15 protein-coding genes are annotated in these 15,352 nt (G+C 59.6%); 2 read left to right on the top strand and 13 right to left on the bottom strand.

Annotated elements, in window-relative coordinates; all coding sequences use genetic code 11:
* Nucleotides 1-11: 11 nt before the first annotated feature.
* From ATY79_RS28115 to hmgA, 8 genes are all read right to left on the bottom strand, one after another.
* Nucleotides 12-944: an ABC transporter ATP-binding protein gene (locus ATY79_RS28115; protein ID WP_088705530.1), complete on the bottom strand. Its 933-nt coding sequence runs from the start codon at nt 942-944 to the stop codon at nt 12-14.
* A complete protein-coding gene (locus ATY79_RS28110) occupies nt 941-1,753 on the bottom strand; it encodes an ABC transporter ATP-binding protein (RefSeq protein ID WP_088705529.1) in 813 nt (270 codons plus the stop codon). Before ATY79_RS28110 ends, ATY79_RS28115 begins: the two co-directional genes overlap by 4 nt.
* On the bottom strand, nt 1,750-2,652 hold the full coding sequence (locus tag ATY79_RS28105) for an ABC transporter permease (protein ID WP_088705528.1): 903 nt from the start codon (nt 2,650-2,652) through the stop codon (nt 1,750-1,752). Before ATY79_RS28105 ends, ATY79_RS28110 begins: the two co-directional genes overlap by 4 nt.
* Nucleotides 2,649-3,632 carry an ABC transporter permease gene (locus ATY79_RS28100; RefSeq protein ID WP_088705527.1) on the bottom strand — a complete coding sequence of 328 codons (984 nt, stop codon included), beginning with the start codon at nt 3,630-3,632 and terminating at the stop codon, nt 2,649-2,651. The genes ATY79_RS28105 and ATY79_RS28100 overlap by 4 nt, the downstream gene beginning before the upstream one ends.
* 24 nt (nt 3,633-3,656) lie before the next feature.
* Complete coding sequence (locus ATY79_RS28095) at nt 3,657-5,354, bottom strand: ABC transporter substrate-binding protein (protein WP_088705526.1); 1,698 nt, start codon at nt 5,352-5,354, stop codon at nt 3,657-3,659.
* Between the two features lie 201 nt (nt 5,355-5,555).
* A complete protein-coding gene (gene maiA, locus ATY79_RS28090; RefSeq protein WP_088705525.1) occupies nt 5,556-6,194 on the bottom strand; it encodes a maleylacetoacetate isomerase in 639 nt (212 codons plus the stop codon).
* Nucleotides 6,191-7,216 carry a fumarylacetoacetate hydrolase family protein gene (locus ATY79_RS28085; RefSeq protein ID WP_088705524.1) on the bottom strand — a complete coding sequence of 342 codons (1,026 nt, stop codon included), beginning with the start codon at nt 7,214-7,216 and terminating at the stop codon, nt 6,191-6,193. The genes maiA and ATY79_RS28085 overlap by 4 nt, the downstream gene beginning before the upstream one ends.
* Nucleotides 7,217-7,239: 23 nt before the next feature.
* On the bottom strand, nt 7,240-8,598 hold the full coding sequence (hmgA, locus tag ATY79_RS28080; protein ID WP_088705523.1) for a homogentisate 1,2-dioxygenase: 1,359 nt from the start codon (nt 8,596-8,598) through the stop codon (nt 7,240-7,242).
* 68 nt (nt 8,599-8,666) lie between these two features.
* Here hmgA and ATY79_RS28075 point away from each other — a divergent pair, with 68 nt between their 5' ends.
* On the top strand, nt 8,667-9,125 hold the full coding sequence (locus ATY79_RS28075) for a MarR family winged helix-turn-helix transcriptional regulator (RefSeq protein WP_088705522.1): 459 nt from the start codon (nt 8,667-8,669) through the stop codon (nt 9,123-9,125).
* On the opposite strand, the gene ATY79_RS28070 is transcribed toward ATY79_RS28075, so the two are convergent.
* The gene (locus ATY79_RS28070; protein ID WP_088705521.1) at nt 9,111-9,593 is read right to left on the bottom strand and encodes an Lrp/AsnC family transcriptional regulator; all 483 of its coding nucleotides are present in this window, start codon (nt 9,591-9,593) and stop codon (nt 9,111-9,113) included. The genes ATY79_RS28075 and ATY79_RS28070 overlap by 15 nt on opposite strands.
* Before the next feature lie 129 nt (nt 9,594-9,722).
* Between ATY79_RS28070 and hppD the strand changes: the two genes are divergently transcribed.
* Nucleotides 9,723-10,832, top strand: a complete 1,110-nt coding sequence (hppD, locus tag ATY79_RS28065) for a 4-hydroxyphenylpyruvate dioxygenase (RefSeq protein WP_088705520.1) — start codon at nt 9,723-9,725, stop codon at nt 10,830-10,832.
* 20 nt (nt 10,833-10,852) lie between these two features.
* Here hppD and ATY79_RS28060 read toward each other — a convergent pair whose 3' ends face one another.
* The 4 genes from ATY79_RS28060 to ATY79_RS28045 form a co-directional block, all read right to left on the bottom strand.
* The gene (locus ATY79_RS28060; RefSeq protein ID WP_088705519.1) at nt 10,853-11,770 is read right to left on the bottom strand and encodes a DMT family transporter; all 918 of its coding nucleotides are present in this window, start codon (nt 11,768-11,770) and stop codon (nt 10,853-10,855) included.
* A gap of 86 nt (nt 11,771-11,856) precedes the next feature.
* Nucleotides 11,857-12,741 (bottom strand): 3-hydroxyisobutyrate dehydrogenase, encoded by an 885-nt coding sequence (gene mmsB, locus ATY79_RS28055; protein WP_088705518.1) that lies wholly within the window; start codon nt 12,739-12,741, stop codon nt 11,857-11,859.
* 9 nt (nt 12,742-12,750) lie between these two features.
* Complete coding sequence (locus ATY79_RS28050; protein ID WP_088705517.1) at nt 12,751-14,346, bottom strand: FAD-dependent oxidoreductase; 1,596 nt, start codon at nt 14,344-14,346, stop codon at nt 12,751-12,753.
* Nucleotides 14,347-14,362: 16 nt separating this feature from the next.
* Entirely contained in the window at nt 14,363-15,352 is a 990-nt protein-coding gene (locus ATY79_RS28045) for a branched-chain amino acid ABC transporter permease (protein WP_088705516.1), read from the bottom strand.

Here is a 15,352-nt window from a genome sequence, read left to right as displayed (position 1 = left end):
GACCGCCTCCCTTAATTCGATGCCACAAGCGGGCGGACAAAATGGTTTGGCCCGACCTGTTCGACCGCCGTCGATGGCGGCCGGCTCATGGCACGGACCTTTTCGGCCTGCTCGAGAAAGCGGGCGCTTCCTCCGGTGACGAACGGCTTGGCGCCATCGGGCACGGCCGACAGCAGCAGTTGCGTGTATCGGTGCCGCGGACTGCCGATGACAGAATTTGTATCCCCCCATTCGACCATTTGACCGGCAAACATCACGACAATTTCCTCAGCGACGTGCGCGGCCGTGGCTATGTCGTGGGTGATGTAGAGAAGTGCGAGGTTCTTTTCACGCTTGATGCGAGCAAGAAGATCCAGAATTCCCATGCGGATCGAGACGTCGAGCATGGACGTTGGTTCGTCGGCCACGAGTACACCCGGCGCGACCGCGAGTGCGCGCGCGATGTTGACGCGTTGGCGCTGGCCGCCCGAGAGCTCGTGCGGAAACTTCCGTTTGGTGATGGCAGCATCGAGCCCAACCTCGGCAAGGAGCGTCGAGACGGCGTCCGACAGGGCGGCCCTGCCCTTTGCATGCTTGTGCAGGGTTAGCGGTCGCGACAAGTGGTACTCGATCGAAAAGACCGGATTGAGCGAGGAGAATGGATCCTGAAACACCATCTGTACTTCCCGCCGATAGGCGCGTTCATCCACGGCGGGGCCGACGGCGGTGAAATCGCGTCCCTTGAACCAAAGCTTGCCCGACGTCGGCTGATCCATACGCGCGATGATGCGCGCGCATGTCGTCTTGCCGCAGCCTGATTCTCCGACGAGCGCAAGAGCTCTGCCGGGATTGAGCGATAGCGAGATCCCGCGCAAGGCGTGGACAGGACCGAAGCGGCGTTCGATATCGGTCAGACGGATCACGGGTTCGGACGAAACCGTAGACAGTTGAGAGCTCGTGGTCATGCGATCGCTCCCACCAGACGCTGGCCGGGGAGCTGCGGTATGGCCTTCCACAGTTTGCGGGTGTAGTCGTGCGCCGGCGCCTGGCTAACTTGCCTGACATCGCCGACCTCGACGAGTTCGCCTTTCAGCATGACCCCAATCCGGTGGCAGAGCTGTGCCATCAGGTGCAGGTCGTGGGTGATGAACAGCACCGAGAAGCCGTAGGTTCGTTGCAGGTCGATGACCTGCTCGAGGATCTCCCGCTGCACAACGACGTCGAGCGCGGTCGTCGGCTCGTCCATGATAATCAGTTCGGGCCTCAGAGCCAGGCAGATTGCAATCACGATGCGCTGGCGCATGCCACCGCTGAATTGATGCGGATAGTCCGATACTCGGCTGGTTGGAATACCGACCAGCTTGAACATTGCCTCGGCCTGCTGGCGCGATTGGCTTTTCGAGCACCCGGTGTGCCGATGCAGCACGTCATGAAACTGCGCATCGACCCGCATGAGCGGGTTCAACGAGTTCATTGCACTTTGAAAGACCATGCCGACGCGTTTCCAGCGGATCTTCTGCATCTCCCCTTGCGGCAACTGCAAGAGGTCCTGTCCGTCCAGGAGGATCTTTCCGCTGGCGACCCAGGCGGGCGGTTTCGAAAGACGCGTTATGGCATAGGCGATCGTGCTCTTGCCGCAGCCCGACTCGCCAGCAAGGCCGAACAGCTCGCCTCGGCCGATGGTGAAGGACACATCCTTCACTGCGCGGAACTCGCCCCGCTCCAGCAGATAGTCAACGTTGAGGTCGCGTATCTCAAGGAGATCATTGCTCATCGGGCAGCCTCCAGATTGCGATTGCGTGCCCGATTGAGCCTGAGCCAGCGGCTGAGCGCAGGGCCGGAACGAAGCTGCGGATTGGCAATCTCGTCAAAGGTGAAATTGACAAGCGCCAGGCCGAGGCCAATCAGTGCGATGCCGGCGGCCGGCGCTCCGATATCCCACCACGCGCCAAGGATGATCGCCGATGAGTTCTGCGCGTTGTAGAGCATGGTTCCCCAACTGACCTGCAAGGGGTCGCCGAAGCCGAGGTATTCGAGCGTGGTTTGCGCGACGATCGCGTAGATGATGCTACCGACCAGATTGATGCCGATAAGCGGCAACAGGTTTGGCAGGAGCTCGACAAAGACGATGCGCCATCCCGGCTCGCCGATCATTCTCGCAGCAGTGACGAAATCGCGGGTCCGCAGTGCCAGCGTTTGCGATCGGGTCATGCGCGCTCCCCAGGGCCAGGAGGTCAGGGCGATGATAGCCATGATCGCGAGCGGCCCGACGGTGCCGGCAAACGATGCAAGCAGGATGAGAAGCGGTATGTTGGGTATGACAAGGACCGCATTCGTCGCAAGGTCGAGCGCTGCATCCGTGCGACCGCCGACGTAGCCGGCAATCAGGCCGATCACCGTGCCAAGAGCCGTGATGGCGATGCCTGTTGCAAAGCCGACCGCGATCGATGTGCGCGCTCCCCAGACGAACTGGGTGTAGACATCGCGGCCCATCTTCGTCGTGCCCATGACGTGCTCGATCGTTGGAGGCTGATGCGAGCGGCCGACGCGCGCGCTGGGGTTTTTCGGTGCGATGACCGGCGCCAGGATCGCCATCAGGCAAAGTGCCAAGATGATGACAACACCGACGATCGCCTTGCGCTGCTGGCGGATCAGTTTGAGGGCGGCATTCATTGGGCAGCCTCCCGCAATCTCGGATCAACAAGACCGTAGATGATGTCGACGAGCAGGTTGGCTCCAAGTGTTGCCATCGTCATCATAAGGAGCTGCCCCTGGATCACGGGATAGTCGCGGGCGACGCTTGCGGTAAACAATGTCAGGCCGAGACCCGGATAGTTGAAAACGATCTCGGTAACGATCGACCCACCGAAGACGGCGCCGAGCATCAGTGCGAGGTTCGTCAACACCGGCAGCATGGCGTTTCTCGCGCCGTACCCGAACATCACGGTCATCGACGTCAATCCCTTGGCCCGACCCATGGTGACGTAATCTTCGCCGAGCACGGAGATCATTGACGATCGCATCGTCGTCTGGAACTCGCCGATGAGATAAGGCGACAGTGTCAACACCGGCATGATGGCGTGAAAGAAGACGCTGCCGACGAACGCGAAATTCAGTCCGGGGTCCAGGCTTGGATCGTAGGCGTAGCCGACGGGAAACCAGCGGAGCGATACGCCGAACAGGAAGAGCGTTGTCAGTGCAATGATCACCGGCGGAACGGCAATCATGACGACTGACAAGGGTGAAACGATCGTGTCGAAACGGCCGCCGCGCCGCCACGCGGCCACCGCGCCGAGCGTCACGCCGACGAGCAGGGAAAACAGGATTGCCGTGACGACCAGGAAGGCGGTCCACAGGGCAGAGCGACTGAGCACGGCGACGACGGTCTGCGGATAATATTTCACCGAAACCCCGAGATCGAGCGTTGCCAACCCTTTCAGATAATCAACGAACTGGGTGGCGATCGGCGCATCGACCGCGCCGAAGCGCGCCTTGATCGCTTCGATCGCGGCGGGTGTGGCGCGTGAGCCGAGTTGGGCGATCATTGCATCGACGGGAGTCCCCGGCATCAGCCGGGGAACCGTGAAATTCATGACAATCGCAAACACCAGCGCGATCGTGTAGACGCCAAGGCGTCGAGAGGAAATACGCATGCTGTTGTTTTCCTGGCCGACGGCCTATTGCACGGGCTTCAGACGCAGCAGGTGCACGAGACGCATACGGTTGTTGTCATGGTTTTCCGGGTTCATGACGGGTTCCTTGTCCGTCACCCAGCCGGTGAAACGCTTGGTCGAATACTGATACCAGGTCGGACCGTTGAACACGGGCACCATCGGCATATCGTCAGCAACGATCACCTGAATCTCGTCGAAGAGCTTGCGGCGTTCTTCGTCGCTGGTCGCCTTGCGGTAGGCATTGAACGTTTCGTCCAGCTTCGGGTTGGAGTAGCGTGTCGCTGCACTCGTGATGCGGCCGCCAAAGGCCGTCGACATCGACTGATAGTAGCCACGGAAGGGTGTCGAGCCGTCGGCGCGGGAGTTCAGAGCGACATCGAAGCTGCCTTCGAGCAACTGCTTTTGCCACTGCTCGTATTCCGGCGTTGCCACCGACACATTGAGGCCGGCCGCACGCAACCCCTCAGCGGCGATCTGCGCATCATCTATCCAGTCGGTCCAGCCGTTGGGGATGATGATCGTGAAGGCGATCGGCTGCCCGTCAGGCGTCGTCCGGAAATTGTCGGCGCCCTTCTTGTAGCCGGCATCGTCCAGAACCTTGTTTGCCTTGCCGACGTCATAGGCCATCCATTCGTCAGCGGCCCCTTCGGCTGCCTTGTTGCGCCAGGCTTCGAAGCGTGGCGGCAGTCCGCTTGCATGCTGGCTTGCGACCGGATAGCCGAAGCCCGCGACATCGACCATCGAAGCGCGATCCATGGCGAGGCTGAAGGCGCGGCGGAAATTGAGATCATTGAACGCCTGAGCGTTTGCTGCATTGCCGGTCTTCAGGTTCATCTGGAACGCAACTGTTTCGGCCGGTGGCTGCCAATAGCCGTTGTTCTTCGGGTCCAGCGTCACGAATGTCTTGTCGATCTGCGGCAGGAACGAACCGATCCAGTCCATCGTCCCTTCGGGCAGTAGTGCCAGCATCTGGTCGTTGCCCGATATCTGCGGAAGTTTAAGGCAATCGACACGCAGCGAGGCTGCGTCCCAATAGTTGGGATTACGGCACTGTTCGTAGACTTGCGGCGTGAAACGCCGGATCTCGGTCATCGGGCCGGAGCCGACCGGATTTTCGTTCTTGAAGGCGACCGGATCGGCGACGTCCTTCCAGACATGTTCTGGTACGACAGGGAAATCGGCAAGCGATTCCGGGAATTCGGTATTCACGTCCTTGAGGTTGATCTTGACCTCGCTTGGCGACGGCGCCTCGACCGACGCGACTGTCTCACCGACACCTACCGTATCGGTCGCCGGGTTCTTCAGCATCAGTTCCAGCGTGTACTTGACGTCTGCGGACGTCAGCGGCTGGCCGTCCGACCATTTGACGCCATCGCGCAAAACATAGGTGATCGATTTGAGGTCGTCGGAAAACTTGTAGCTTGTCGCCAGCCGGAAAATGGGTTTTCCGCCGTCATCGGCATTGAAGATAACCAGCGGCTCGTAGATGAAATCCATCGTGCTCTGGCGTCGGCCCGCAAGGTCGAAAGGATTGAAATTCCTGACCCAGCTGGTCTGCTCCTCGATGTGCATCGACAGCATCGCCTCGGCTTTCGCCGGCGTTGCGAGGACGCCTCCGTTGGTCATCAAAGAGACTGCGAGGCTGGTCGCAGACAAAAGGATAGCGCGGCGCGAAAACGCGCAATAATGCCTTGTTTTCATTATCTTAGGTTCCCTCTTTGAGCTTGATTTTATTTGGTCAATCAATTTGATTTAATCAAACTACGATTTTTCTCGAGGGTCAATCCGAGGCACCGAAAATTATTCTCGCCGAGCAATGGAATGCGCGGAAGAACGGAGGAAGAGCCGGTGTGGAAGGCTTGCCAACAGCAGGCGTAAGCTATGCTTCGCGATGGATTGGACTTATGCCGGCTTGGCCGCGTCCGGATGGGCTGCCCTGAACGCCGGCAGCATGTTGCACTCATCTGCAATGCGCGTGATGCGGGAAAACGGCGACATTTCAATGCCCCAGCGCCGAGCGTTGTAGACCTGCGGCACGAGGCAGAAATCGGCCATGGAAGGCGTGTCGCCAAAGCAGAAGCGGCCTGTTGTCGGATCATCAAGCATCTGTTCCAGGGCCTGCAGTCCGCTGCCGATGAACTTGATCATCCACTCCGTTCGCGCACCCTCGTCACCGGTAAGGCGGGCGACGTGGGAAACGACGTTGAGGTTGCAGATCGGATGAATGTCCATCGCGACGGCATAGGAGAGCGCCCTCACCCGTTGCCGCCCCACGACGCCGCCGGGCAGGAAGCCGCTGTCTGGCCTTGTCTCGGCAAGGTATTCGATGATGGCCAACGATTGCGTCAGGGTATGCCCGTCGATGCAAAGGCTCGGGAGGAGGCCCTGGGGATTGATCTCCAGGTAAGCTCGGTCCTTATGCGCGCAGGTAAGAAGGTCCACCGGGATGGTCCTGTAGGCAAGTCCCAATGTTTGCAGCGCGATGCGGACCCTGTAACTCGCGGAGGAACGCCAGTAGTCGAAAAGCACGATCTCGGTCATTGCCGCTTCTCTCCATCGTGGCGTTCCACCGTCTGTTCGATCGCGCCGAATATCGAAGCCCCATGCCCGTCGTTCATCTCGATGCGAACCCTATCGCCGAAATGCAGGTAGGGTGTTTTGGGTCCGCCGTGCTCGATGGTCTCGATCATCCTGATCTCGGCAATGCAGGAATATCCGTCTCCTCCCTCGGCAATTGGCCTGCCGGGGCCGCCATCACGCTTGTTGGAAACCGTGCCGGAACCGATGATCGAGCCTGCCGTCAGCGGGCGTGTTTTTGCCGCATGCGAAATGAGCTGTCCGAAGTCGAATGTCATGTCCACACCGGCATTGGCGCGGCCAAACGGAATGCCGTTCAGGCTCACCAGCAAGGGAAGATGGATCTTGCCGTCCTTCCATGCGTCGCCAAGCTCGTCTGTTGTTACGGCGACCGGCGAGAACGCCGATGACGGCTTCGATTGGAAGAAGCCGAATCCCTTGCCGAGTTCGTCGGGAATGAGGCCTCGTAGCGACACGTCATTCACCAGCACGACCAGCCGGATTGCGTTGAGCGCCTGATCGGGTGTCGCGCCCATCGGGACATCGTCGACGATAACGGCAACCTCGCCTTCCATGTCGATGCCGTACTTCTCGTCAGCAGCAAGGATCGGGTCGCGCGGTGCGAGAAAGCTGTCGGAGCCGCCCTGGTACATCAGCGGATCAGTATAGAATGTTCGCGGCATTTCGGCGTTTCTGGCCTTTCGCACCAACTCGACATGGTTGACGTAGGCAGACCCATCTGCCCATTGGTAGGCACGCGGCAGCGGTGAATGCACAAGCCTTGGGTCAAAGGACTGCGATGGCTCCGAGCCGGCTTCCAGCCGCTCGCCGATGCGGGCAAGTTGTGGCGCGATTGTTGACCAGTCGTCCAGCGCTGCCTGCAGCGTGCCGGCGACCTCGCGCGCATCGGCAAAGCGCATCAGGTCGCGGGAGACGACGATCAGCTGGCCGTCCCGGGTGGAATCTTTGAGTGTGGCGAGCTTCATGGGATCTGTCCGGGTTCAACAGCTTATTTGGCGCCTGGCGTTCCATCGAAGCGCCTTTCCAGGCCATCCCAGCAATCGATGTAATCGTCCTGCAGCGTCTCAAGCTCAGCGGCGTATTTTGTCAATTGCTGCGGGAAACGGGTCTCGAACATAAACGCCATTGTATGATCGAGCTTGACCGGCTTCAGCTCCACCTTGGACGCCTTTTCGAAGCCGGGCGCGTCCGGTCCATGCGGCAGCATCATGTTGTGCAAGCTCATGCCACCGGGGACGAAGCCCTTTTCCTTGGCGTCATATTGTCCGTGGATCAGGCCCATGAACTCGCTCATGATGTTGCGATGGTACCACGGCGGTCGGAAGGTGTGCTCGGCGACCAGCCAGCGTGGTGGAAAGATCACGAAGTCGACATTCGCCGTACCCTCTTCGCCGCTCGGTGCCGTCAGCACCGTGAAGATCGAGGGATCCGGGTGATCGAAGAGAATGGCTCCGACCGGGGAGAAGGTCCGCAGATCATATTTGAACGGCGTGTAGTTTCCATGCCATGCGACGACGTCGAGGGGCGAATGATCAATCTCCGTCACATAGAACCTGCCGCACCACTTTACATGCACCCGGCAGGGCGTTTCCTTATCCTCGAAGGCTGCAACCGGGGTCTTGAAGTCACGGGCGTTCGCCAGGCAATTGGCGCCAATCGGCCCACGATCCGGCATGGTAAATTTGGCCCCGTAGTTCTCGCAGATATAGCCCCGGCATTCGCCTCCGTCGCCGAGACGGGAAACCTTGAACATCATGCCGCGGGGGATAAGGCAGATTTCGGCTGGCTCGACCTCCATCGCCCCCATTTCGGTGAAGACGCGGATGGCGCCGAATTGCGGAACAATCAGCAATTCGCCATCGGCATTGAAGAAATAGTCATCGACCATGTCGTCGTTGAAGACGTAGGCATGCGCGGCCATACCGACCTGGGTCATGACGTCGCCGGCTGCTGTCATCGTACGGATTCCGGCCAGGAAGTCCGTGCGCGCTGTCGGTGCAGGAATGGGATCCCAGCGTAGCTGGCCAAGCGGCAGGGCGTGATCGTTGAGGCAGGGCGCTGATTTCCAGAAGGGATAGCTTACATTGGAAAATCTGCGCGTGTGACGCACGCTTGGCCTGATGCGGTAGAGCCAGGAGCGCTCGTTCGTTCCGCGCGGAGCGGTAAACGGTGAGCCGGAAAGCTGTTCGGCGTAGAGACCGTAATTGCATTTTTGTGGACTGTTCTGGCCCTGCGGCAATGCCCCGGGGAGCGCCTCCGTCTCGAAGTCGTTGCCAAACCCGGGCATGTAGGCCGGTGCCTTTGTTTCTGTGCCTGCACGGGAAAGCGGTGCTTCCGTGGTATCCATGCTTGCATCTCCTCCATCCCTTGAGTTACAAACGTAACCGTTGATTTTGTAACTATCAAGGAGCGGTCATGGCGAATGGATTCGAGCTTGATGGTTTCATTCCCTACCGGCTCAACCGGGCATCGGAAGTGATCAGCCTGTCGTTCGCCAGGCAATATAAGGAAGAGTTCGACTTGACCCGGCCCGAATGGCGCACACTGGCTGCACTCGGCGGCGTCGGCGTGATGACGGCCAAGGACATTGGTGCTCATTCGCACATGCATAAGACCAAGGTTAGCCGGGCGGTCCATGCACTGGAGCAGCGGCATTGGCTGAAACGGATCCCGAGCGAAACCGACAGACGTTTCGAGCAGATTGAGCTCACTGCGCTTGGGAGGCAATACTACCAGAAGATCACCGTCCTTGCTCAGAAGTACCAGGAGACAGTGCGCCAGATGCTCGGCGATGAGGCGCTTTGCCAGCTCGACCTTGGGCTGCAGGCCATCGAAGCGTCTGCCGGACTCCGGCGCAAATCAGGTGAACGATAATCCGCTTAACGGATAGCCTTCGAAGTTCTTCAACGTATTGAGAACGATCGAGGTCTTCACGTGCTGGACGGATTCGTGCGGTAGAAGCACATCGTTGACGAAGCGCGAAAGGCCGGCGAGACCACGGGTTGCGACCTTGAGGTGATAGTCCATCTCGCCTGTCAGCGCATAGGCTTCCAGAACCTCGGGAAGACCATTGACCAATTGCGCAAAGCGGCGCGCGTTGTCGCGATTATGGGTCGCCAGCGTAACCGAAATGACGACCAGCAGATTAAGTCCCAATTTGTCCGGATCGAGATTTGCCTGATAACCGCGAATGAAGCCCTCGGCCTCCAGTCGCGTTCGCCGTCGCGAACATTGCGAGGCTGAAAGTGCAATGCGTTCCGATAGTTCGATATTGGTCAAGCGTCCGTCACTTTGAAGCTCGGCGAGGATCCGGAGATCAAATCCATCCAGTTGCTCAGACATTGTATGATATGCTCGCTATTTGCATCTTTCGTGCGGATATTTTGCCAAGAGCGCTCACTATGCAAGCACATTGCATCGATGCGGGGCCATAATTTGCATCCAAACGGTCGCAGCCGCAGGAGGAGCAAAATGGGCCCGTATCCACATGACGCACCGCCGTCTCAGATTACCCCGGACAATCCTGCAGGTACGGATGGGTTCGAATTCGTCGAGTTTGCGCATCCCGAGCCCGCGAAGCTTTCAGAACTGTTCACGCGCATGGGGTATCGACCGGTCGCAAAGCACAAGAGCAAGGACATCACCGTCTGGCGCCAGGGCGACATCAACTACATCGTCAATGCCGAGCCCGGCAGCCATGCCATGCGCTTCGTCGACAATCACGGCCCCTGCGCGCCTTCGATGGCGTGGCGCGTTGTCGATGCCCGGCATGCCTTCGATCACGCCGTTGCCAGGGGCGCCACCCCTTATGAAGGCAATGACAAGACCCTCGATGTTCCTGCCATCGTAGGCATCGGCGGATCGCTGCTCTACTTCGTCGACCGCTACGGTGCGAAAGGATCGGCTTACGATCTCGAGTTCGACTGGCTGGGCGAGCGTGATCCGAAACCAAAGGGCGTCGGCTTCTTCTACCTCGATCATCTGACCCATAACGTCTATCGGGGCAACATGGACAAGTGGTGGGACTTTTATCGCGAACTCTTCAATTTCAAACAGATCCACTTCTTCAACATCGACGGCCGCATCACCGGTCTGATGAGCCGCGCGATCACCTCGCCCTGTGGCAAGATCCGGATTCCGCTGAATGAATCGAAGGACGAGACCAGCCAGATCGAGGAATATCTGAAGCGATACAAGGGCGAAGGCATCCAGCATATCGCTGTCGGCACCGATGCCATCTACGAGGCGACGGACGCCCTTGCAGAGAATGGCCTTCGCTTCATGCCCGGCCCGCCCGAGACTTATTACGACATGTCACGCGAACGCGTCCATGGACATGACGAACCAATTCACAGGATGCGCAGGCATGGCATCCTGATCGACGGCGAAGGCGTGCTTGATGGCGGTACGACGAAGATCCTGCTGCAGATCTTCTCCAAGACCGTGATCGGTCCAATCTTCTTCGAGTTCATCCAGCGCAAGGGCGACGAAGGTTTTGGCGAAGGCAACTTCCGGGCGCTTTTCGAATCCATCGAAGCCGACCAGATACGCCGCGGCGTGATCAAGCCGGCCGCCGCCTAGCGGTCGACCGAACTGCGAAATCAATGGCCGTCGGGGGCAACGGCCTCTGGCGGCATGGTTTCCAGCAGGTTCTTGCGATGGAAGATAAACAGGCCGGCGACGACGATGATCGTGCCGCCCGTGATCACGTAGAGATCCGGAGCGTCGCCGAAGAACACGTATCCGAGCGCAATTGCCCAGATCAACAGGCTGTACTGCAGCGGTGCCAGCAGTGACGCTGGGGCAAGCTTCAGCGAACGTGTGATCAAAAGGTGGGCGCATGAGGCAATGACGCCAAGCGCAAGCATGCCTGCGAGCTCGACTGACGTTGTCGGCTGCCACGTACCGATCGAGAGCGCTGCCCCGACGACGAGCGCTGCGACCATCTGCCACGTCACGAGCGTTGTGTCGCTGGTGTTGCGGAGGTGTCGGTTGAGCACCAGCGTCATCGCAAAGGACAGGCTGCCGACAATGCCGAAGAGAGAGGGCAGCGACAGCATCGCGGAGGATGGACGCAGTGCGATCACCACCCCGCAGAAGCCGACGAAGACCGCCAGCCATCGGCGCCAGCCGATCCGCTCGTTGAGAAGGAAGTGCGAGAGCGCGGCAACGTAAATCGGGCCAGCCATGTAGAAGGTCATGACGCCAGCGAGCGGCAGATAGGCGACCGCGGCGTAGAACAGGCCGACATCGAGCGTGGCGAAGAGCACGCGCAAAAACTGCAGTCCTTTCTCCTCTACCCTGACGAGTTGGGCAGGACCCTGCAGAGCGATGAGCGGCCCCAGAATGGCGAAACTTCCAAGCGAGCGGATAAGCAGCACCTGCCCGACAGAAAAGTTTGTCACCAGCCACTTACCCATCGCGTCATTAAGGGCGAAGAGAAAGTCTCCAAGCAGCATCAGTGCAACGCCCATCACTACGACGTTCTTGAGGCCAGTCGCGGTGGGCTGCGGTTGCATGTCAAAATTCCTGTAGACGGTCGCCGCCTCGTTGCGGCAGTCGGGGCGTCGCGTATCTAGAACAGGGTGTCAAGTCGTTACGGAGGCTATTGCGACCTGCCGCGGAACATTTCGATGATCGCCGAGAAATCGCGCTCGCCGTTCCCCTGTTTCTCGAAAAGGGCGTAAAGCTGCGAGGCTTCGGCCCCAAGCGGCGTCGACGCACCGGTTGAAAGTGCCGCCTCCTGTGACAGCCGCAGGTCCTTCAGCATCAGCGCGGCCGCAAACCCCGGCTTGTAGCCATTGTTCGCAGGCGATGTCGGAACCGGCCCTGGAACAGGGCAATAGGTGCTGATCGACCAGCACTGACCCGACGACGTCGAGGCAACGTCGAACAGGGCCTGATGGGAAAGCCCGAGTTTTTCACCAAGCGCGAAAGCCTCGCAGACACCGATCATCGAGATGCCGAGGATCATGTTGTTGCAGATCTTGGCCGCTTGTCCGGCGCCTGCATCCCCGCAATGAACGATCTTCTTGCCCATGGCTTCCAGGATCGGTTTGGCCTTCACAAAGGCCTCGTCGGAACCTCCGGCCATAAAAGTCAGCGTGCCAGCCGCCGCCCCGCCGGTGCCGCCCGAAACCGGGGCGTCAAGGGAAAGACAACCGGCGCTGCTCGCCATGTCGTGCGCCTTGCGGGCGCTGTCGACGTCGATCGTGGAACTGTCGATTACAAGCGTACCGGCGGAGATCGAGCGAAGGATATCAGTCCAGGCGCTGAGAACGTGCTTACCCTGCGGCAGCATGGTCACGACGATTTCCGCGTCTAAGACCGCCTGGCTGATATGGCTTGCTGCCGTCACGCCATGTGCTTCTGCCGCTTGCAGGACCGGGGCAGCCAGGTCGAAGCCGGTGACCTCGTGCCCGGCCTTGACGAGGTTGGCGGCCATCGGCCCGCCCATATTGCCGAGCCCGATGAAGGCAATCCTTGACATGACATTCTCCTATCTGTTGTCTTCCAGAATCATGGCCGCCGCCTTTTCGGCGATCATGATGGTCGGTGAATTGGTGTTGCCCGATGTGATCGTCGGCATCACGGAGGCGTCGGCAATGCGAAGCTTCGCCAGCGCCTTGAACTTCAGGCGAGGGTCAACAACACTTTCGCGATCAGAACCCATCCGACATGTTCCGACAGGATGAAAGATCGTCGTCCCGATATCGCCGGCCACCTGCGCCAGTTCTGTATCGGTACGATAGCTCGGGCCTGGCTTGAACTCCTGCGGGTTAAACCGCGCCAATGACGGTTGCGCGACGATTTTCCGCGTCAGGCGTATCGAACGGATAGCTATGTCGCGATCGCGTTCGGTCGAGAGATAGTTCGGGCTGATTGTCGGTTGGGCGGCAAAATCGGGGCTCACCGCGTGCACCGAGCCGCGGCTCTCCGGCCTCAGGTTGCAGACACTCGCGGTGATGGCAGGGAACGGATGAACCGGATCGCCGAACTTGTCGAGCGACACCGGCTGCACATGATATTGAAGATCAGGCGTCTCCTTGTCGGGACCCGAGCGGGTAAAGACGCCGAGTTGGCTCGGCGCCATAGCCATCGGTCCTGAGCGCCTGACGAGATATTCCAGGCCGATCGCGGCCTTGCCGATGAGGCTTGTTGCCTTCTCGTTGAGTGTCGCAACGCCGGTGACCTTGTAGGCCATCCGAAGCTGCAGGTGGTCCTGCAAGTTCTCGCCAATAGTCCTCACCTCCGTGGCGACCTCGATGCCCGCATTCTTGAGCACCTCACCGCGGCCAATCCCCGACAGTTCCAGAATATGCGGTGAACCGATCGCGCCGGCCGCAAGGATGGTTTCCCGTGCGGCGTAAGCGCGTCTGGTGGTGCCGCCATGATGATAGTCGACGCCACTGACTGCACCTTCCTCAATCAGCAGCCGGGATACCTGCGCTTTCGTCAGAACCGTCAGATTGCCGCGTCGCATGGCTGGACGCAGGAAGGCCTTGGCGGTGTTCCAGCGAATGCCAGATCGTTGATTGACGTCGAAGTAACCCGATCCTTCGTTGTCGCCCGTATTGAAATCCGGGCTTTCGGGAATGCCCGCCTCCCTCGCGGCCGCCTGAAACGCGTCGAGCACCGCCCAGCGAACGCGGGCTTTTTCCACGCGCCATTCCCCGCCCGAGCCATGCACATCATTCTCGCCGCGATAAAAATCCTCCGACTTGCGGAAGAATGGCAGCACGTCCTCCCAGCTCCAGCCGGTGCATCCCATCTGCCGCCAGAGATCATAGTCGCGCGCCTGACCGCGCATGTAGATCATGCCGTTGATCGAGGAGCAGCCGCCGAGCACCTTGCCGCGTGGATAGTTGAGCGCGCGCCCGTTCAATCCGTCCTGCGGCGCGGTCGTGAAGCACCAATCGGTGCGCGGGTTGTTGATGCAGTAGAGATAGCCGACGGGAATATGAATCCAGTGGTAATTGTCGCTGCCGCCGGCTTCCAGCAAGAGAACGCGCGTGTTTCGGTCCTCGGACAGCCGATTGGCGAGCACGCAGCCGGCGCTGCCGGCACCAATGATGATGTAGTCGAAGCGATCCATGGGAATGCCAGGCGGGTTAGCGGCGGTAGACGAAGCCGAGTTTCCGGCCGAGGCGCGACGCGTAGAACTCACCAACGATGCCGCGGCGGAATATCAGCACGCAAATCATGAACACGATGCCGGTGATGATCGTCACCGGGAATTCCGATGTTGCAAGGTAGTTTTCCAGCGTTACGACCAGGCCAGCGCCAAACAGTGGACCGATCAACGTGCCGATGCCGCCAAGCAGCGTCATCAGGATCACTTCGCCGGACATCTGCCAAGCAACATCGGTCAAGGTCGCGAACTGGAAGACCAGCGACTTTACCGCTCCAGCGAGGCCCGCCAATGCTGCCGACATGACGAAGGCGCCAAGCTTGTAGCGGGCGACGGAATAACCGAGCGATATCGCCCGCTGCTCGTTTTCGCGGATCGATTTGAGGATCATTCCGAATGGCGAATTGATGAAGCGCCAGATGATCAGGATACCGACGACGAAGACGGCGAGGACGAAGTAATACATGTTGGTCGAGCTGTTGAGGTCGATGAGACCGAACAGATGACCGCGTGGCACGGACTGGATTCCGTCCTCGCCGCGCGTGAACTCCGATTGCAGGCAGAAGAAGAAGAACATCTGCGACAAGGCCAGTGTGATCATGGCAAAGTAGATGCCCTGTCGGCGGATCGCGAAAAAACCCATGATCAGGCCGAGGACGGCAGCGCCCGCGACACCGACCGCGATGCCAAGTTCCGGCGAAAACCCCCACTCCTTGACGGCATGCGCCGTGAAATAGGCGGCGCCGCCGAAGAAGGTCGCGTGGCCGAACGACAGTAGACCGGTATAGCCGAGCAACAGGTTGAAGGCGCAGGCAAACAACGCGAAGCACAGGAGCTTCATCAGAAAAATCGGGTAGAAGAAGAACGGCGCAAGCAGCAAAAGCAGCAAGCCGATGACGATGAAGGCCGCCTGCACCGAGATGGCGGTTCGGCTCTTTTCTGTGCTGATGGTTTCGGTGATCTCTGTCAT

It is taken from the genome of Rhizobium sp. R693, from assembly GCF_002211315.1.
Taxonomy (GTDB): Bacteria; Pseudomonadota; Alphaproteobacteria; order Rhizobiales; family Rhizobiaceae; genus Rhizobium.
This window is presented reverse-complemented; position numbering and strand designations above follow the sequence as displayed.